Origin of the sequence: Microbacterium radiodurans (genome assembly GCF_008710705.1) — a bacterium.
GTDB lineage: Bacteria > Actinomycetota > Actinomycetes > Actinomycetales > Microbacteriaceae > Microbacterium > Microbacterium radiodurans.
Map to the genome: position 1 here is coordinate 124,414 of NZ_VYRZ01000004.1, position 18,331 is coordinate 142,744.

General features: G+C 68.7%; 17 protein-coding genes. 11 read left to right on the forward strand and 6 right to left on the reverse strand.

Features of this window, described 5'->3' with window-relative positions:
- Window positions 1-18: 18 nt before the first annotated feature.
- Window positions 19-1,761 carry a hypothetical protein gene (locus F6B42_RS14865; RefSeq protein ID WP_191089393.1) on the reverse strand — a complete coding sequence of 581 codons (1,743 nt, stop codon included), beginning with the start codon at window positions 1,759-1,761 and terminating at the stop codon, window positions 19-21.
- A 147-nt stretch (window positions 1,762-1,908) separates the two neighbouring features.
- Entirely contained in the window at window positions 1,909-3,306 is a 1,398-nt protein-coding gene (locus F6B42_RS14230) for an HNH endonuclease signature motif containing protein (RefSeq protein WP_150420378.1), read from the reverse strand.
- Window positions 3,307-3,524: 218 nt separating this feature from the next.
- Here F6B42_RS14230 and F6B42_RS14235 point away from each other — a divergent pair, with 218 nt between their 5' ends.
- Complete coding sequence (locus F6B42_RS14235) at window positions 3,525-3,734, forward strand: hypothetical protein (RefSeq protein ID WP_150420379.1); 210 nt, start codon at window positions 3,525-3,527, stop codon at window positions 3,732-3,734.
- Between the two features lie 36 nt (window positions 3,735-3,770).
- On the opposite strand, the gene F6B42_RS14240 is transcribed toward F6B42_RS14235, so the two are convergent.
- On the reverse strand, window positions 3,771-4,619 hold the full coding sequence (locus F6B42_RS14240; RefSeq protein ID WP_223878533.1) for a MerR family transcriptional regulator: 849 nt from the start codon (window positions 4,617-4,619) through the stop codon (window positions 3,771-3,773).
- A 174-nt stretch (window positions 4,620-4,793) separates the two neighbouring features.
- Between F6B42_RS14240 and F6B42_RS14245 the strand changes: the two genes are divergently transcribed.
- The 10 genes from F6B42_RS14245 to F6B42_RS14290 all read left to right on the forward strand — a co-directional run bounded on the left by F6B42_RS14245 (window position 4,794) and on the right by F6B42_RS14290 (window position 17,061).
- The gene (locus F6B42_RS14245; protein ID WP_150420380.1) at window positions 4,794-5,759 is read left to right on the forward strand and encodes an L-lactate dehydrogenase; all 966 of its coding nucleotides are present in this window, start codon (window positions 4,794-4,796) and stop codon (window positions 5,757-5,759) included.
- A gap of 11 nt (window positions 5,760-5,770) precedes the next feature.
- A complete protein-coding gene (locus F6B42_RS14250; RefSeq protein WP_150420381.1) occupies window positions 5,771-7,381 on the forward strand; it encodes an L-lactate permease in 1,611 nt (536 codons plus the stop codon).
- 357 nt (window positions 7,382-7,738) lie between these two features.
- Window positions 7,739-10,264, forward strand: a complete 2,526-nt coding sequence (locus tag F6B42_RS14255) for a rhamnogalacturonan lyase family protein (RefSeq protein WP_150420382.1) — start codon at window positions 7,739-7,741, stop codon at window positions 10,262-10,264.
- Between the two features lie 162 nt (window positions 10,265-10,426).
- Window positions 10,427-11,485, forward strand: a complete 1,059-nt coding sequence (locus tag F6B42_RS14260; RefSeq protein ID WP_150420383.1) for an ECF transporter S component — start codon at window positions 10,427-10,429, stop codon at window positions 11,483-11,485.
- A gap of 109 nt (window positions 11,486-11,594) precedes the next feature.
- Window positions 11,595-12,233 (forward strand): response regulator transcription factor, encoded by a 639-nt coding sequence (locus F6B42_RS14265; protein WP_150420384.1) that lies wholly within the window; start codon window positions 11,595-11,597, stop codon window positions 12,231-12,233.
- A 35-nt stretch (window positions 12,234-12,268) separates the two neighbouring features.
- A complete protein-coding gene (locus F6B42_RS14270) occupies window positions 12,269-13,381 on the forward strand; it encodes a sensor histidine kinase (RefSeq protein WP_223878540.1) in 1,113 nt (370 codons plus the stop codon).
- 176 nt (window positions 13,382-13,557) lie between these two features.
- On the forward strand, window positions 13,558-15,000 hold the full coding sequence (locus F6B42_RS14275) for a Mur ligase family protein (protein WP_191089395.1): 1,443 nt from the start codon (window positions 13,558-13,560) through the stop codon (window positions 14,998-15,000).
- A 162-nt stretch (window positions 15,001-15,162) separates the two neighbouring features.
- Window positions 15,163-15,792, forward strand: a complete 630-nt coding sequence (locus tag F6B42_RS14280; RefSeq protein ID WP_150420387.1) for a hypothetical protein — start codon at window positions 15,163-15,165, stop codon at window positions 15,790-15,792.
- A 20-nt stretch (window positions 15,793-15,812) separates the two neighbouring features.
- A complete protein-coding gene (locus F6B42_RS14285) occupies window positions 15,813-16,037 on the forward strand; it encodes a hypothetical protein (RefSeq protein ID WP_150420388.1) in 225 nt (74 codons plus the stop codon).
- A 94-nt stretch (window positions 16,038-16,131) separates the two neighbouring features.
- Entirely contained in the window at window positions 16,132-17,061 is a 930-nt protein-coding gene (locus F6B42_RS14290) for a DUF6578 domain-containing protein (RefSeq protein WP_150420389.1), read from the forward strand.
- A 116-nt stretch (window positions 17,062-17,177) separates the two neighbouring features.
- On the opposite strand, the gene F6B42_RS14295 is transcribed toward F6B42_RS14290, so the two are convergent.
- From F6B42_RS14295 to F6B42_RS14305, 3 genes are all read right to left on the reverse strand, one after another.
- On the reverse strand, window positions 17,178-17,345 hold the full coding sequence (locus F6B42_RS14295; RefSeq protein WP_150420390.1) for a BLUF domain-containing protein: 168 nt from the start codon (window positions 17,343-17,345) through the stop codon (window positions 17,178-17,180).
- A 215-nt stretch (window positions 17,346-17,560) separates the two neighbouring features.
- Window positions 17,561-17,929 (reverse strand): VOC family protein, encoded by a 369-nt coding sequence (locus tag F6B42_RS14300; RefSeq protein WP_150420392.1) that lies wholly within the window; start codon window positions 17,927-17,929, stop codon window positions 17,561-17,563.
- A 120-nt stretch (window positions 17,930-18,049) separates the two neighbouring features.
- Window positions 18,050-18,310 carry a hypothetical protein gene (locus F6B42_RS14305; RefSeq protein WP_150420394.1) on the reverse strand — a complete coding sequence of 87 codons (261 nt, stop codon included), beginning with the start codon at window positions 18,308-18,310 and terminating at the stop codon, window positions 18,050-18,052.
- Window positions 18,311-18,331: the final 21 nt, after the last annotated feature.

Genomic DNA, 18,331 nt, shown 5'->3' on the forward strand with positions numbered 1-18,331 from the left:
CTGATCGGGCGGTGCAGGTCAGCGGGAGACGGGTGCCGGCGTGGTGCCGCCGAGCGCGGGGGCGCCGGGCGTGCTCGGCTTCGCCGTCGCGGCCGGGCTCGGCTTCGCGGTGGGAGTCGCGCTCGGCTTCGCCGTAACGGCCGGGCTCGGCTTCGTGGTCGGGCTCGGGCTCGTGGTCGGGCTCGCGGCCGGGCTCGGCTTCGTGGTCGGGCTCGGGCTCGTGGTCGGGCTCGGCTTCGTGGTCGGGCTCGGCGCGGTGGTCGCGGGGGCAGACGGCGCCGCCGGGGCGGACCGCGGCGACGATGCTGTGGCCGCGGTGAGGACGACCGGTGTGCGGAGGACGCCGTCGCCGACGTACACCTCGAGCCGGTAGGTGCCGGGGTTCCACACCCGGGCGCTCGTCAGCGTCAGCGTCAGCGTGCCCGAGGCGTCGGTCGTGCCACGCAGGTAGCGAGTGCCCGCGGGCGTCGAGCCGTCACGCAGAAGCACGACGTAGAGCTCGGGCGACACCAGGCTGACGACGACGTTGCTCGACGGCGGCGCGTTGCGCAACGTGACTGCCGTGCCGCCGTTGGGGTTCTCCAGCGCCGAGACGCTCAGGGTGGACGGCGCCACGCTGATCGAGGGGTTGAGCGGCACCTTCCCGTCCGCTCCCTGCACACCGAAGGTGGTCGACAGGATGCTGCCGGTGCTGCGGGACGTGGCGGTCAGCGTGTACGTGCCGGGCGCAGGCTCCGTGGTGGTGACGATCCGGTCCGAGAAGGCCCCGATGCCATTGGTGCGCGAGGTGCCGATCGCCCGGACGGCACCGCTGGGGGTCGTGAGCGCGAGGTCGAAGGAGTCGAACTTCTTGAAGTTGCGGATCGCGAAAGCCGCGCCGTCGATCATGAACGACGCCGTCGAGATGACGGGGCTCGGCACGGCCAGGGTGCCGGCGGACGTGGGGGCCGGGGAGGACGTGACAGTGAAGGTGCCGTTGCCGTAGATGCCGGTCGAGCTCTGGATGCCGACGGTCCACACTCCCGCCGGGACCGCCGCCGTGAGCGACCGCAGCTGGTAGGTGAAGACGCCGTTCGCGTCGGCGCGCAGCCCCTCGCGCACGCCGATGGCCTGCGCGCTGCTGTCGGGACCGAGCAGGTTGAAGAGAACCTTCTCGCGCGGCTTGAGCCCCGTCGCCCGGATGGTCACCGGCTGACGCAGGTACTGCTGCTGGCTGATCGAGGCAGGCGTGGTCGTCACCGTGAGCTTCTCGAGCGCGTTGTCGGTGACCGTCAGCACCGCTGCCGCGGAGTATCCCGATGTCGAACCGGTGACGCGGAGCTGGTGAGCGCCGACCTCCGGGGCGAGCACCTGCGCGTTGAAGGTGTGGGTGAGGGTGCCGTCAGCCCCGACGACGAGCCGCTCGAAAGTCAGCACGGCACCGGAGGGCGACGTGTCGGTCGCGGTGACCGACTCGCCGGGCGCGAAGCCCGACAGCGTCGCCTCGACGCCGGTGGCCCAGTACCAGTAGCGCTCCGCCGAGGCCTGCACGAGATCGATGCGGGCGGGGCTGGCGACCGGAGCAGCGAATCGCACCGTGGCCGGCTTTCCCGCAGCCGAGCCCACCGTGGCCGGCGAGGTGTCGAGCCCCTGCGTGATCGAGTAGGTCGTGTCGTCAGGGGCTGCCGCCGTGGCAGCGGGGGCCACACCCACGACGGATGCCAGCACCCCCACGATCGTTGCCACGGCCAGGCTGGTCGCCGTCACTCTCGAGCGCATCATCGTTCCTCTCGCCCTCTGCGGTCGAGAGGATCAGCAGAACGATATGCGGGCTACGCGAGATATCAAAATCAATTTCAGACTTCGTAACCAGCCCGCAACGTTTCGTGCTCGCGCGCCCGCGCTGACTGACGTGATCCTCCGTCGGCGTCAGAACGGTGGCGGGTCCGCATCGAGCGGGATGCTGAATGCCACCAGCGGGGGTGGAGCATCCTCCCGATAGGTGATCCCGGTCGGTGAGGTCCAGACGAGTCGGCCGCCGGCCAGTTGCACCACCGACCATCTGGTGTGGTGTTTCGCGCCGTGATGGCGTTTGCACAGGTCGGCGAGATTGCAGATGTGGGTCGGGCCGCCGTCGGATGCCGCGACCGTGTGATCGATCTCGCACCGGATGGCCGGCATCCGGCATCCCGGGAATCGGCAGCGCCGATCACGCGCCTTCAGCAGCCGCCGCTGCGCCGCCGTCGGGGTGTACGCATCGACCTCGAGCACGGTTCCGGTGACCGGGTCGGTCAGCAGCCGCGACCAGGTCGAGGTGTTCCCGGCCAGGAGCCGCGCCGTTTCGGCATCGATCGGCGACCGCCCGACGAGGTCGGCGGGGTCGGCGTCCTTGCCCATCAGCGTCAGTGCCGAGACGACGACCTGCACCTCCGCGCGGATCGTGCTCAGCCCGTCACCGGTCGGGTCGACGCTCGGCGTCCCGGCGAGCAGCAGGTCGGTGAACACGTCGGCGGCGACCTCATCGAGCGACCGGGTGTCGTCGACGAACGACGACTCGTCGGCGCCCGCGTCCGCAGCCGCGCCCGGCTCGACGAGCCCGAACGCCGCACCCGAGCCGGCGGCGGGATCCTCGCCGGCACCGGCGACGGCACCGGCACCGGCCGGCGCCGCCTTCGGCCGGGCCGCGATGACCGCTTTCGCCTGCCGTCGCACCTGGTCGCTGATCGCTTCGGCGAGCACGGTCGGGAGGTGCGCGATGAGGTCGCTCATCCCGTCCCGGCCCGGATCGATCCGGATGCACCGCGTCGTCGCGGCCTCCTTGTGGCGCTCCTCGAACGACCGCGGGTGCATCCGCTCCGAGATCATCCGCAGCGTATCCTCCACCCGATTCGGAGTGTCGGTCTCGCACTTCTCGATCGCGACGCGCTCGAACTCGGCCCGGGCGTCGGCCGGCAGCGGCATCCCGTACTGACGGATCAGGTCGACGTGCCGGCGAGCGATCCGCCCGTCCGCCCACGCCTCGACGGCCGCCGCGTAGTTCTCGACGAGATCCCCCGCCTCATCGATGCGCCGCTGCACCGTGCGGTCCGCCATGTGCGTGACACCGGCGAGTTCCGCGGAGATTCCCCGCAGGGCCATCTCCCGCTCCTTGACCGCCTCGGGAGCTCCCGCGACCTGGTCCGCGGCGAGCTGCCCCGCGTCGGCGAGCAGCCGGAGATGACTCACCTCGAGGGCGCGGCGACCGGCCTCGATCTCACGCGCCCGCGAGACGAGTTCAGCGAGCCGGGCGACGTCGCCGTCGCTCCCAAAACCGCTTCTCGTCTGCATAAAGACATTATCTCACCAACCTCCGACATTGCCCCCGGGATTCCGGCCACATCTGGCAGGCCCGGCCAGAAGTGGCCGAGAAATCTCGCGAGACAGCACCTTCTCGCCACGAACCCGGCGCCTCTTGCGCCCTCGAGCCCTGAATGACGACCGCAAGCGACGACTTCCCACAACCGCCCGGCCCCAGCCCGACGACCTCGCGCCGATAGCCTGGCGTGATGCCTTCATCGCGCGAAGACAGATCGACACCGCACATCCTCGCGATCGTCGGGGTCGGCGCGCTCATCACGGCAGGGCTGGTCTACGTCGCCTTCGACAGCGGGCACATGCCCGGCGTCTGGATCACGACCGGCATCTGGATCGTCGTCTGCATCGTCTCGGCGTGGTGGTACTCCCGTCGACGCGGTCGGCGGTGCCGCGCAGAGTAGAGACGCCGCGCGGCGGTCCAACGCAGACGTCACCCCTTACTTCGCGGCCGCAACCTCGACGAAGGGCCAAGCGACGGTGAGTCGCAGCCCCGCGGCATCCTGAGGCAGGGTGTGCCAGATCTCGCGCGGCGGTCCGATCGGGGCGCGGCCGCCGCTGGTGATCCACGCGTGCACCTCGTCGTAGATGGCGAGGATGCCGGGAAAGTCCGTCTCGGCCCCGTGAGCCGAGCGCGTGGCCACCTGCCCACCCGAGAGCCGGTAGCTTCGCACGTCGGCGTCGACCGCGCAGTCGACGAGTCCGTCGACGGGCAGCACGATCTCGAGGGGCCCGTCCGAGTCGTCGGTGACGGGCGAGTGGAAGATGCCGAACGGGTCGCCGGTCTCGCGAGCCCCGGCGTCGGTGGCGATCCGCCGCAGCCGGCCGACCTCGTCGTGGATGCGCTGGTCGAGCTCGTGCGGCGCGAGTCGGCACAGCACGCTCACGACCGCGCGGTCGGTCTCGACGCCGGTGGTGACGGTGGACATGGTGGTCTCCTGTCGCAGATGCAGCCGCGCTCGGGCGAGCACGGCGTGACGAGCCTCATTCCGTCGACCGATGGCGGCGACGGCTCGATCGAGCCGGGCGACGGCTGCCTCGCGGTCGTCGCCGACATGCTCGATGATCTCGGCGATCTCATGCAATGGCAGATCGGCCGAGCGGAGCAGCCCGATGAGCCAACCCGTCGCCACCTGGTCGGCGTCGTAATAGCGGTAGCCGCTGTCGGGATCGACGCGCCGTGGCGGCAGCAGCCCGCGATCGGCATAGATGCGCAGAGCCTTCGCCGACAGCAGCGTCATCGCGCCGAATCGGCCCGCGGTCATCAGATCACCCGAGGAGGAAGTCACGGTGTCAGCCTCGACCGTGCCCCTGGGGCGGAGTCAAGTCCGCGCACCCGCGAACACCCGCACCGCACTCCGCCACCACCGGCAGACCCGTTCCGCCCCTGCGGAACGAATCATCCTGCCCGGGGCGCCCTGCATCCCTTCCGTGTGGTCTGACCACAGGAATAGGCTGGACATATGAACGTGATCGAGAACTCCAAACTGACCGTCGTCGGAGCCGGGGCGGTGGGTGCGAGCGTCGCCTACGCGGCGCTCATCCGCGGGTCGGCGCGGCACGTCGCGCTCTACGACATCGCGGCCGAGCGCGTCGAGGCCGAGGCGCTCGACCTCGCGCACGGGTCGCAGTTCATCGGCGCGAGCGACGTCGTCGGCAGCTCCGACATCTCGGTCGCCGCCGGTTCGCACGTCGTCGTCATCACGGCCGGCGCGAAGCAGGAGCCGGGTCAGACCCGCACCGAGCTGGCGGGCGTCAACGCGCGGATCGTCCGCGGGATGTTGCCGCAGCTGCTCGAGGTCGCCCCCGACGCCGTGTACGTCATCGTCACCAACCCGTGCGACGTGCTCACCGTCGTCGCGGCCGAGGCGACCTCGCTCCCCCGCGAGCGCATCTTCTCGTCGGGGACGGTGCTCGACACCTCGCGCCTGCGGTGGAAGCTCGCGCAGCGCGCGGGCGTCTCGACGAGCAGTGTGCACGCCTATATCGTGGGCGAGCATGGCGACACCGAGTTCCCGCTGTGGTCGAGTGCGACGATCGGCACCGTCCCGATCCTCGAGTGGGAGCGCGAGGGTCACCCCCGCATGACGATCGACGAGCTCGACCGCATCGCCGCCGAGGTGAGGGATGCCGCGTACACGGTCATCCGGGGTAAGGGCGCCACCAACTACGCCATCGGCCTCTCGTCGGCCCGCATCGTCGAGGCGGTGCTGCAGGACCAGCACGCGGTCCTGCCCGTCAGCACGGTGCTCGACGACTTCGCCGGGATCGGCGGCGTCGCGCTGTCGGTGCCGTCGGTGGTCAGCGCCGCGGGCGCGACCCCGATCGCGAACACGCCCCTCTCTCCCGACGAGCTCGAGAAGTTCCGCCGGTCCGCGGACGCCCTGCGCCCGGTCATCGACGCCGTCGCCACCGCCGAACACAGCTGAGGATCACGCTCATGTGGACGCAAAGCCTCGACCCTCTCGGCACGCTCTGGCTGTCGGCTCTCGTCGCGGCGATACCGATCGTCGTGTTCCTCCTCTGCCTCGTCGTCCTGAAGCTCTCGGGCATCCTCGCGGCAGGCATCGCCCTCGTCGTCGAGGTGGTCGTGGCGCTCTTCGTCTACGGCATGCCCGGGACGGCGGTCGCCGGCGCCGGGCTGTTCGGGCTGCTGAGCTCGATCTGGCCGATCGCGTACATCATCGTCATGGCGGTGTGGCTCTACAAGGTGGCCGTCGCGAGCGGGCGGTTCGCGGTCATCCGCTCGTCGATCGCCCTCATCTCGCCCGACCAGCGCCTGCAGGTGCTGCTCATCAGCTTCGCGTTCGGCGCCTTCCTCGAGGGTGCGGCGGGCTTCGGCGTCCCCATCGCGATCTGCGCGGCGATGCTCGTGCAGCTGGGCTTCAAGCCCGTGAAGGCGGCCATGCTGAGCCTCGTCGCGAATCTCGCCGCGGGCGCGTACGGGGCCATCGGCATCCCGGTCATCGTCGGCGCTCAGGTGAGCGGGCTCGATGTGATGGACCTTTCGCGCGTCCTCGTGCTGATCCTGCAGCCGCTGACGCTGCTCGTTCCGTTCCTGCTCGTGCTCATCCTCGACGGGTGGCGGGGGCTGCGTGAGACATGGCCGGCGACCCTCGTGCTGACCCTGGTGTTCAGCGGCAGCCAGGCGGCGGTGCTGCTGCTGCTCGGCCCCGAGCTCGCGGCGATCGTCCCGGGCCTGCTGGGCATGCTCGCCCTCGCGGGGCTCCGGCTGGTGTGGCAGCCGAAGCACATCTACCGCGAAGACGGGGCGGCGGCGGCGTCCGACGAGCGCCACTCCGCGCGCGAGGTGATCGCCGCGTGGAGCCCGTTCTACATCCTCACCGCGCTCGTTTTCGTGTGGAGCATCCCCGCGTTCAAGAATCTGTTCGCCGCCGGTGGCGCGCTCAGCTGGGCGGTCGTGACCGTGCCGATTCCGGGGGTGTTCGGCCAGGTGACGTCGGCCTCGGGCGTCGTGGCGCAGACCTCCTGGAGCTGGACGCCCATCAACGCGACCGGAACCGCGATCCTGCTGGCGGTGCTCGTGACCTTCTTCACGACGCGGGCGATCACCGGACGAATGCTGCGCGAGCAGCTCGTGCAGACGTTCCGCGAGCTGTGGCGTGCCCTCGCCCTCATCTCGCTGATCCTCGTGCTCGCGAACATCGCGAACCTCTCGGGCGGTTCGGCGAGTATCGGCACCGCGCTCGCGGGCGCGGGACCGCTGTTCCCGCTCTTCGCGCCGATCATCGGGTGGATCGGGGTGTTCCTCACCGGCTCGGTCGTCAACAACAACACCCTGTTCGGGCAGCTGCAGGCGACGACGGCCGACCGTCTCGGTGTCGATCCGACGCTGTTCGTCGGCGCGAACACGGCGGGCGGTGCAGCGGCGAAGGTCATCTCGCCGCAGTCCATCGCGATCGCCGCGGGAGCCGTGGGTCTGTCGGGGCGCGAGAGCGAGATCCTGCGGGCATCCATCTTCTACAGCCTCGGCATGCTCGCGTTCATCAGCGTCTGGACGTTCCTGCTCTCGCAGTGGGGCACGATGTAGCACCGCGGCTCCGGTGGTGTCGATGTCCCACTTTCTGTCGTCCGAGGGCCGCTGAGACGACCGAAAGTGGGACACCGGCGTGCCGGCGCCGCGATCCCCCGTTGTTCGTCCGCGTCGTCGCGCGCTCGAGAGGTCAAGAGCCTGCGTTCGTGGCGGCGGACGAGACGGTTCCGTTTCCGGCATCGACACTGTCTGCCGAACAGTCGCTGAAGTAGCAGGTCGCCCCGGCCCGATCGTTCTTGATCGTTTTCCGCACCCTCCGGCACTCGTCGCCGAGCATGAGCGTGGCGCCCGACGGTGGACGCCACGTGATCGGATGCACGTCCCCCCGGCGTGCCCGTTTCGAGGAGGAGATGGATGATCACCCGCACAACGCACCCCGGCAACCCGCGACGGATCGCGCTCGCCGTGGCAGCGACGATGGTCGGATCGACGCTCGTCGCGGCGCCGGCCCACGCCCTGATCACGCCTTCGGCGTCCAGCGACACACCACCACCGGAGGCGCGGGTGATTGAGCGCCTCGACCGCGGCGTCGTGGCCGTCCGCGCCGGCGAGAGCGAGGTGCTCGTCAGTTGGCGACTGCTCGGCCTCGATCCCGCCGGGATCGGGTTCGTGGTCGAACGGTCGGCAGACGGCGAGGCGTTCGAGCCTCTGTCGGATGTGCTCCGTGGAGGGACGAACTTCACCGATACGACAGTCGACCTCTCCGTTGACAACGCCTATCGCGTCGTCCCCGTCGGCGCGTCCGACGCGGAGGCCGCGAGCCCGGCCTTCACTCTCTCGGCGGGCAACGCGGTCGAGCCGGTCGTGCGCGTGCCGCTGCGCGAGGGCGGGCCCATCAAGTTCGTGTGGGTCGGCGACCTCGACGGTGACGGCGCATACGACTACGTCATCGACCGTCAGACGTCGCCGCAGTCGATCGAGGCGTATCGCAGTGACGGAGAGTTGCTCTGGTCGATGGATCTCGGCCGCAACAGCCTCGACCAGAACAACATCGAGGGCGGTTCCTCGACGATCGACGTCGGGCACAACGACGGCGTCACGGTCTACGACCTCGACGGTGACGGAATGTCGGAGGTCGCCATCCGCATTGCGAACGGCGTGACCTTCGGCGACGGTGCGGTCTTCGAGGAGCATCCGGACGATCTCCATCAGTCCGTCGCGATCCTCGACGGTGAGACGGGTGCTCTGCGCGCGCACGCTCCGGTGCCGACCGACTACATCACCGACGGGCCGATGTACGCCCGTTTCGGCGTCGGGCACCTGGACGGCGTCGACCCCAGCCTCGTCGCTTACATGAAGAACCGCGTGGGCACCTCGGGCGGCAGCGGAGCCGGGTTCAACCTGATGTATCTCGCGTGGAGCTTCGACGGCGAGAAGCTGACGCAGGACTGGAAGTTCCTCCGGGGCGACCAGGATCTGCCCGACGGCCACAACACCCGCATCGTCGATGTGGACGGCGACGGCCGCGACGAGATCGCCGAGATCGGCTTCGTGCTGAACGGCGACGGCACCCTGAAGTACAGCCTCGCCCCGCAGGACATCATCCACGGCGATCGCTTCTACATCGCCGACATCGATCCGGCACGTCCTGGGCTGGAGGGATACGGCATCCAGCAGGATCACCCCGAGAAGCTGCTCGACTACTACTACGACGCAGCGACGGGCGAAGTGCTGTGGAAGCACTTCTCCGACAGCCCGACAGCCGACGCCGGACGCGGGTTCGTCGCCGACATCGACCCGCGCTTCGCGGGCATGGAGTCGTGGTCGAACGACGGCGAGGTGAACTACGACGAGAGCGCCGGCGCCGGCCTGTTCAACGCACCGTCGAACCAGCTGATCGAGGCCGACACGAACCTGCAGCCCTGGCCGCACATGGGCATCTGGTGGGACGGCGATCCGCTGCGCGAGCTCATGAGCAATGACCCGGTCCCCGCGGCCCGAGACGCGCGCATCGTGAAGTGGGACTGGGAGAATCCGACCGACCGGCAGTCGGTCCCGCGCGTGTTGACGTTCGGCGACTACGGCGCCGTGACGGCGGGCGGCACGTCGGTGTATCCGACTCTCATCGCCGACATCCTGGGTGACTGGCGCGAAGAGGTGGTGCTGCCGAACGCCGAGTTCGACGAACTGCTCGTGTTCACGACGGACCAGGCCACCGACATCCGGCTGTACACCCTGGCCCACAACCCCGCCTACCGGAACGGGATGACGCTCAAGGGGTACCTGCAATCGAGCAACGTCGACTACTTCCTCGGGCACGGGATGACCGAACCTCCCGCGCCCCGGATCCGTTACACCGGCACGCCGGCGGCTCCCGACACCGAACGGCCGACCGTCGCACTGTCGGCACCCGCGTCGGCAGGACCGTTCGCCCACCTCGATCTCGAGGTGACGGCATCCGACGCAGGCGGTCTCGCGAAGATCGTCGCCAACGTCTACCGCGATGGGCAGCTCGTACGCAGTACCCAGTCGGCTCTCGAGGGGGCGACCACGGGCACGCACGCGGCTCAGGTCGACGGGCTCGACGACGGGGTGTACACGATCCGCTTCAACGCGCACGATCTCGCCGGCAACGTGTCGAGAACCGGCTCGTTCGAGGTCGAGGTCGACGGCACCGCCCCGACGGCGACAGTGAAGCCGGGCGCCCCGTTCACCGTCGGGACCGCCGACGGCTACGACGTCGTCAGCTTCAAACTCCACGACCGGGGACAGGTCTCGCGTGTCGAGATCAACGGCGTCGAGAAGGATCTCACCGACAACGTGTGGTCGGACGTGAACTTCCTCCGACCAGGGACGTATGGAGCGGTACGCGGGACGAACACCCTGGTCGTGTACGACCGCGCCGGCAACGCGCAACCGTACACGTTCGTCCTCAGCTGACCGCCGGCGGACGCCGCGGTGTTCCCGGAGCTCGAGACGAGAGGCTCCGGGAACACCGCGTGGACGAGGTGGAGATGCCGCCCCACTATGCTGACGCTGACATTGAGCGGGCCACGGATGCTGCGACGCTCACGCGCTGGGGAGCGACGCGAAGGAGTCCACGTGGGGAGCACGAACCTGCCGTCGAGCGATCGATCCGATTCACTGGACTCGCTCGTCGCCGATCTGGTCACGCTGAAGGATGCCGGTGGCTCCGTCTCGTACGCCGAGCTCGTGCGCCGCATCGCCGACCTGCGCATTGCGCGCGGGATGTCTCCGGCGGCCGCGCAGCCGTCGCGCACCACGGTGTACGACGCGTTCCGCCCCGGCCGGGCGCGCATCAATCCCGACCTGCTCCGAGACATCGTGCTCGCGCTGGGTCGCACCGACGACGAGGCGACCGAGTGGGTGGCGCGCTACCGCGCGCTCCGCGCCTCGAGCGAGCCCGCACCGCGCCGCGCCGAACCGATCGCGACGCCGAAGCCCGCCGCCGCCGCTCCCCCGCCTCTCGCCGCACCGAAGTCGGCCGCCCTGATGATGACCGCGCTGCAGAAGGCACCGGCATCCCTGAGTCGTCGTTTCGTCGCGCTGCTGATGCTCGGCGGCGTGCTGGTGAACTTCGCCGGGATGGCGACCGTGCAGGCGCTGCACCTGCCGATCTACCTCGACATGGCGGGCACGGCGGCGACGGCGATCATCCTCGGACCGTGGCACGGCGTGGCCGTGGGCCTCACGACGAACGTGTTCGGCTTCGTGATCGGGTCGCCCGGCGCCGCGCCGTACGCGTTGGTGAACGTCGCCGGCGCGCTCGTGTGGGGCTACGGCGTGCGGCGGTTCGGGCTGGGCGCGAGCCTGCACAGCTACTTCACGCTGAACCTACTGGTGGCGGTCGCGTGTTCGCTGGTCGGTACTCCGCTGAACGTGCTGATGTTCGGCGGGTTCTCGGGCCACGGGTCGGACGGCGTGGTGTCGTCGATCGTGACGATGGGGCTGCCGGTCTTGGCCGCGGCGTTCTCGGCGAACATCCTGACGTCGGTGCTCGACAAGCTGCTGGCGGGCTTCATCGCGTTGACGGTCTTCGCGATGCTGCACAGCCGGTTCGGAGTACCTGCCGCGCACATGCCACTCGTCGAGCGTCTCAGCTCACCGATGGTGCCGGCTCCGACATCACGGCTGTCGTGACACTCGTCCGGCCCGCCATATGACCGGAGTGACCCGCCACCTGGCTGGAGTTCGCCCCCGTTCAGTCGCGCGCAGCATGCGCTCGGCCATAGGCTCGAGAAGGGGTCACGTGGTCACTGTCGCTGTCATCGACGACGAAGCTCTGGTGCGATCGGGCTTCCAGATGATTCTCGAGACGGCACCTGACATCGAGGTGGTCGTCAGCGCCGATAGTCACACGGCGGTGGACGATATCGCGCGCGCTCGACCCGAGGTGGTGCTGCTCGATCTGCGGATGCCCGGCAGGAGCGGCCTGCAGATTCTCGGCGAGTTGCGGGCGTGGCCCGAGCCGCCTGTCGTCGCGATCTTGACGACGTTCGATGCTGACGACCACGTGGCAGCAGCCTTGCGTGCGGGAGCCGCGGGCTTCCTCGTCAAGGACACAGACCCGCGAACCCTGCCCGCTCTCATCCGCTCCTTGGCGGCCGGGGGCATCGTGCTCTCGCCGCAAGTGTCGCGGACGATCGTCGATCGGTATCTCGACGTGGACGATGACGATGCTCAGTCGAAGTTGGCGCTCCTCAGCGAGCGGGAGCGCTCGGTGCTTGCTCACCTTGCCACGGGAGCATCGAATTCTGAGATCGGCGGCGCGCTTCACCTGAGCACGGGAACGGTCAAGGAGCACGTCAGCACACTGCTGGCCAAGCTGCAGGTGGCGACGCGTCTGCAGGCAGCGCTCATCGCCCAGCGGGCACGGCTGCGCCTGTGATCACGTCGTCGCCGAGGCGGATGCGATGGGTGTCGATGCTGCCCGCGGCCGCCGATGCGGCGATCGTGACCGTGTGCCTCCTGGAAGCATTGACGGTCCTGTATTGGGCGGACTCCTCCCAGACGGCCGTGACGTTCGCTGCTGTCGTGGGGATCGCCGTGCGTCGCCGCCTACCGTGGATCAGCGTGCTGCTTGCTCTGCCGAGCGTCGTGCTCGGGCTCATGACCATCACCCCTCTGGTCGCGCTGTACTCTCTTGCCGTACTCGAGCGGCGGAGATGGCTGCTCATCACGGCGGGTAGCGTCTGGCTCATCGCTCTCGTGCAGCCGTGGTGGGGCTTCGACGTCGAGCTGAGCTTCTCGGCGCTCCGCCTTGCCACGGGGGTCATGTTCACCGCCGCCCCCATCGCGCTCGGGCTCCTCGTTCGAACCCGCGCTGATCTGTCGATGAAGTTGCGTGACCTCGCCGCTGCGAGACAGAACGAACGCCAACTCATCTACACCGAGATGCTCATGGAAGAGCGAGCCCGGATCGCGCGCGAGATGCACGACGTCGTCTCCCACCAAGTCAGCCTCATCGCCGTGCAGGCCGGCGCCCTGCAGATGCGATCGAGAGACGACACAGCGACCAGAGCGGCCGACACGATCCGCAGTCTCGCCGTCCAGACCCTCGAAGAGCTTCGGCAAATGGTGACCGTTCTGAAGGGCAGCCTCCATCGCGTCGACGGAGTGACCACCGACGACGAGCAGCCCCTCGTCCCGCAGCCGAGCGTTGCCGACATCCGTGAGCTCGTCGAGACGAGCCATCCCGGAGCCACGGTCAACGTCGACGTGCCCTCACTGCCCGCGGTCTATGAGCGCACCCTCTTCCGGGCAGTGCAAGAAGGGCTGACCAACGCACGCAAGCATGCGCCCGGCGCCGATGTCTCCGTCGTGCTCACCACGCGGGCGGGACGCATCATCGTCATCGTGGAGAACGGGAGGGCCGTCGACGAGCCGATGGCGCTCCCCGGCTCCGGGCACGGGCTGATAGGCCTCCGCGAGCGGGCGAAGCTTCTGGGCGGCGAAGCCCATGTCGACAGCGGGCCCGCGGGTTTCCGTCTCACCATGGATCTTCCGGCCCCGCCGGCGGCTTCGAGAGAAGTCTGACCCGTCGGCCGGATTCTCCAGCCGGTCAGCGGTCATGACGTGCGACGCCGGCAGCGAAGCTATCGATGTGGGCCGTCAGCGAGCCCAACGACGCTGTCGCGCTTGGAGTCCATCAGGGGTTCGGCCGGCGGTTCGAGACCCGACTGATCACCCGCTCACGAAGAACACTCCACAGAATGAACGCTCTCAGCGCGGTACTGAGCAACGTCGTGGCCGGCGCCGGCCGGTTGCGGAGCAACAGCGCAGCCATCGAACCCGGCGATTGGTTCATCGCCACCGGAGCAGACGACAAGGTCGCGGCCCATGTCGCGGAATCGATACGGCGAGGTGCGCGCGGCGTCCTCGTCGACTGCCCGACTCTCCCGCCCCACGACCTCGTCCACCAATTGCCGGGGCTGCGTGAGTCGTTGGGCGCCGTGATGGCGCAGCTCACACACCACGCCTCGCGGGAGATGACGCTCGTGGGCGTCACCGGGACGAACGGAAAGACGTCGACAGTGCAGCTCCTCGCGCAGGCGTGGGAGAGGCTGGGCGTCGTCGGAGCCACGATCGGGACACTCGGCGCGGGACTGCACAATGATCTGGAGCCCACCGGCCTCACGACCCCACCCGTCGTCGAACTCCACGGATATCTCGCTGACTTCCACCACGACCGAGCTTCGTGTGTGGCCATCGAGGTCAGTTCCCATGCCCTCGAGCAGGGGCGCGTCGAGGGATGCGAGTTCCGTGTCGTCGCGATCAGCAACATCACCCGCGACCACCTGGACTACCACCACACGATGCACCGATACGCGGCCGCGAAGAACCGGATACTGCAGCTTCCCGGAGTCACCACCGCGGTCCTCAACCTCGATGATCCCCTCGTCGCCCAGATGCAGCCCCCGCCCGGCACCACCAGGATCGGGGTCTCGACACGTGACGCGACCGGCGCGCTGGTCACCGCTCACGACATCGCTGCCGATGACGCCGGAACGCGCTTCACGCTTCGTATCGGCGATGAGAGCGCCCCGGTAGCCACCGGCCTGTCCGGCCGGTTCCAAGTCGACAACCTGACCCTCGCCGCCGGCATCCTCCATGCTCAGGGCCACGCTGTCGACGAGATCGCCGCAGCACTCTCCGCCTCCGTACCCGTCGCGGGCCGGATGCAGGTCACCCCCGCCACACCATCCCGCCCTCGCGTCGTCATCGACTACGCCCACACCCCCGACGCGCTCAGCCAGGCCGTGGCAGCGTGCCGGCCTCACGGCGATGGACGTCTCATCGTGGTGTTCGGATGCACCGGCAACCGCGACCGCGGCAAACGCCCCCTCATGGCTGCAGCGACCGGCGGGGCGGACTTCATCATCCTCACCGATGACGACACCCACGACGAAGACGGCGATGCCATCATCGTCGAGACGATTCCCGGCTTCGCGAACCCCGAGACCGTCGTCATCATCCGCGATCGACGACGCGCGGTGCTCATCGCAATCCACATGGCGCACCCACAAGACGTCGTCCTCATCGCCGGGAAAGGCCACGAAACCACCCAGTCGTCGGCAGGTCACCTCATTCCGTCCGATGACACCCGCTATGCGGAGCGAGCTCTGAGTACTCGCCCCCTGCGCCCGCCTGGATGACTCAGCCAACCGGCTGGGCTGAACCGGCCGTCCGGCCGGATTCGCTCCCCGCAGCGTGAGCGAGTTCTCATAGTGCTTGCTGGACGCCGTGGCGGCACCGAAGGCTGGATACGACACGGCGCGAGAGGTCGACGCGCACCCAACGGACGAAAGGTCGAGATGATGACGAAGACTTCCCGCATCCGAAGCCTGGCCCTCGGCGCATGCCTCGCCGTACTCGCGGCGACCGCGACCGCGGGCCCGGCGGCTGCAGCGAGCGGCGCACCGACGGTCGCCGCAGCGTTCCAGGATCAGCGCACGTCACCCGCGCCGGAATCCCGCGCTTCGAGCGTGGATCTGCCCGCGGGGCAGACGCGCGGCGCGGTCGTGGACGTCGCGGACGGTGGGGTGGAGATCTTCGAGGTCGTCGACGCCACAGGAACCCGTGTCGGTTACACCCTGAGCGCCGAAGACCTCAGCGCCGCGCACGCTGCGGCGACTCAGGTCGACATCGCAACGAGCGAGGCGTTGACCGTTCGAACCCAGTCGGCCGCGGCATCCGAGGTCAACGTTCCGCTGTGCGTGGCCGCCGTGGCGTGGTTCGTCGCTCAGACCGTGTTCCCGGCAGCGCGAGTTGCGGCTCTCGCAGCACGCCTGGCCGGCCTCGTCTCGAAGTACGGTGTGCAGACAGTGGCCCGCATCTTCACCGGGGCTCGTGGCATCGCCGGGCGCACGGCCGAGCAGGAGATCAAAGAATTCGCGCTCGCAGCGACCGGCGTGGGCGGGTTGGCGGCCTGCGGGATCAAGTTCTGAGACGCGGAAGGATCACTGACATGACGTGGCGATTGAGCAGGCAGCGGCAGCTTCAGGCCCTAGCAGGGGTCGCGGCAGGCATCGCCGTAGCATTCCTCGGCGTTGCGCTGGCGATCACGCGCATCGACATCGGTGTGGTGGTGCTGGGACAGAGCGCTCTGTTCGGCGCGGTGTTCATCATCGCGGGGCTGTTGCTGGTGATCGGCAACGCCTGGGCGGCGTTCCGCCTCCGCCGCGAGAGCTAGCTTGATCTCAGACCCCGTTACCCGCGCGTTGAACCTGGATGTGCGTATAGGCCGCCTTCACGGCGGGTACATCAGGCGGATCTAGGATCACGACATGCGTATCGCGGTTGTCATCAGTGAATGGGAGCAAGCGTGCTGCGGCGATCCCTTCCACGTGGACGGGCCGGCGAGCTGGCAGCTCTTCGCCGCCGATCCAGCCGATGGCGCCGTCGCACCGGCCGCTGCGGAAGGGCTCGAACGGTTCACCGAGGAGCATCATGGGCAGACACCGGCCGATGTGCCCCATCAGCGTGTGACGGGAACGGTTCGCTCGATCTGGGGCGTGCGCTACCCCGAGGTGGCCGTCCCCGGTGAGTTGGCGTCGTTCGTCAACGACACCCGTGCACCGTCCTTCGTGCAGATAGACGACGTCGCCGGCGCCACGGACGGCGTCGCGGAGTACGTCGTCGTCCTCGAGGTCGCCTCCGACCTCGAGCTACCCGTATACAAACTGAGCGAAGAGACGATCGCGTGGGAATCTCGGAAGGCGCTCGACCGCGACCGGGATCGGGGCCGGATGGTCGACGAGATCGGAACCGTCATGGAGCACGCCATCCAGGTCGTCACTGCCCGTTACCACGACGTCGCCACGATCACGCGTTCGACCCAGCGCACCGCGGTCACCCTCATCCCGCTCAGAACGGGGGCTGCGGCCGTGCGTTGGGCTCGCTCAGATCAGGAGACCGACCAGATCGGTCTGCACATCGGGGCCGGTTCGTGGTGGCTGGACGCGACGGTCGACAGCGCGAACCTCCTGGAGGGGATCGTCGACGCCGTCGCCGCCGGGAACGCGGTCGAGGAGGTCATCACCGACCCCGACGGCGGTCGCCGACTCGAAACCCACGTGACCGCCGCAGGCCGCGAATGGGTGACCGCGACGGGCCATGTCCCACCGCCCGACGAGAGCGGAGTCATGTTCATCGTCGGTGACGTGTGGGAACGAGCGCAGCAGGGCACCACCCGCTACACCCCGTGGCATTACTGAGGGATTGACGATCACAGCCGGAAGACCGACCTTTCGATCGCACCGCTGAGTCACGTGCCATGGCCTACAGCCATCCACGTCAAGAGCGCTCTCAGGGCGGTGGAGGCTGAGGTTCTTCAGGATGCGTGAAGGGCGCGGGTTCGGAACCAGATGGTGAGTTCGCGGGCAGCGCGGAGGATGGTTTCCTCGTCGTCGGAGTTCTCGATGCGTTGCATCGTGTCGCGTAGTGCGGCTTCGGGTCCTTCGAGGAACTGGATGAAACGGCCTGCTCGGTACAGCAGCATCCCGGTGATCTGACGTGTCTCGTAGCAGCGCGGCTGTGCGCGAGGAGATCACCTACGTGTCAGGTGACGAGTCGGCATTCATCGGGATGGTCCTCGCATTAACGGTCGGCGCCGTGGGCGTCGGCTCACACGCCAGCGCGCGGCAGGCTCGTCTGCGATCCGGGCCTGATCGCCGTCATCTCATGTCCCTTGTCTCACGAGACGCCGGCGGCCGGCTACCATCCGAGTAGCCAGGTAATGCCGAATCGGTCCCGCACCTGACCATCGGACGCTCCCCAGTCGCGCTCCGAGAGCGGGTCGATGACGACGCCCCCGTCGGCGAGGCCGTCGAACCAACGTCGTAGTGTGTCGGGATCGGCGTAGCCGAGCAGTGAGAACAGCAGCCCTGAGGGGTCGGGGTGGGCTGCGGCGTTCGCCTCGTCGGCGGCGAACAAGTCGATCGGGCCAGCGAGGATGCCGTGTGCGATCCAGTCGGGGTGGTCACCCTGAAGGCCGATCTCGCCGTGAGTATGCACCTCGAGCTCACCCCCGAACACGCTGCGGTAGAAGGTCAGCGCGGTCAGAGCATCACCGGAGAAATGCAGGTACGGGGCGGGGCGGTCATCGACCCAGTGTGCGCCTCAGCCCCTGCCAGGGGAAGCGAACATCATCGTGCCGCAGGGCTTCGCGCTGCGCGCCTTTTCGAACCCCCGGCCGGCGAGCAACTAGCGCTCGTCGCGTCCGGAAGAACCTGTGGGAGGCGCCGTGCCGCCGTCCGCCGCAGGGGTTCCGCGCTTGGCGCGCATCTCCCGTCGGAGCTGCACGAAGCCCGCAGCCATCACCGCGAGCCCGAGCACGAGCAGCGCGAGGCGCGCCCACCACGCGAGGTCGCCGAACATCAGATTCGGCATCGCGAAGATGAAAGTGGCTCCGATGAAGTACCAGAGGGAGGATGACGCCTGCCCCTGATTGCGGTCGTTGCTCATCTCGTCTTCCTTTCTTCCGGC

Bases quoted from the DNA above. Each gene is read 5' to 3' on its own strand.
- F6B42_RS14865 (WP_191089393.1), bottom strand. From the start codon at position 1,761: ATGATGCGCTCGAGAGTGACGGCGACCAGCCTGGCCGTGGCAACGATC.
- F6B42_RS14230 (WP_150420378.1), bottom strand. From the start codon at position 3,306: ATGCAGACGAGAAGCGGTTTTGGGAGCGACGGCGACGTCGCCCGGCTC.
- F6B42_RS14235 (WP_150420379.1), top strand. From the start codon at position 3,525: ATGCCTTCATCGCGCGAAGACAGATCGACACCGCACATCCTCGCGATC.
- F6B42_RS14245 (WP_150420380.1), top strand. From the start codon at position 4,794: ATGAACGTGATCGAGAACTCCAAACTGACCGTCGTCGGAGCCGGGGCG.
- F6B42_RS14250 (WP_150420381.1), top strand. From the start codon at position 5,771: ATGTGGACGCAAAGCCTCGACCCTCTCGGCACGCTCTGGCTGTCGGCT.
- F6B42_RS14255 (WP_150420382.1), top strand. From the start codon at position 7,739: ATGATCACCCGCACAACGCACCCCGGCAACCCGCGACGGATCGCGCTC.
- F6B42_RS14270 (WP_223878540.1), top strand. From the start codon at position 12,269: ATGCTGCCCGCGGCCGCCGATGCGGCGATCGTGACCGTGTGCCTCCTG.
- F6B42_RS14275 (WP_191089395.1), top strand. From the start codon at position 13,558: ATGAACGCTCTCAGCGCGGTACTGAGCAACGTCGTGGCCGGCGCCGGC.
- F6B42_RS14280 (WP_150420387.1), top strand. From the start codon at position 15,163: ATGACGAAGACTTCCCGCATCCGAAGCCTGGCCCTCGGCGCATGCCTC.
- F6B42_RS14285 (WP_150420388.1), top strand. From the start codon at position 15,813: ATGACGTGGCGATTGAGCAGGCAGCGGCAGCTTCAGGCCCTAGCAGGG.
- F6B42_RS14290 (WP_150420389.1), top strand. From the start codon at position 16,132: ATGCGTATCGCGGTTGTCATCAGTGAATGGGAGCAAGCGTGCTGCGGC.
- F6B42_RS14295 (WP_150420390.1), bottom strand. From the start codon at position 17,345: ATGCTGCTGTACCGAGCAGGCCGTTTCATCCAGTTCCTCGAAGGACCC.
- F6B42_RS14305 (WP_150420394.1), bottom strand. From the start codon at position 18,310: ATGAGCAACGACCGCAATCAGGGGCAGGCGTCATCCTCCCTCTGGTAC.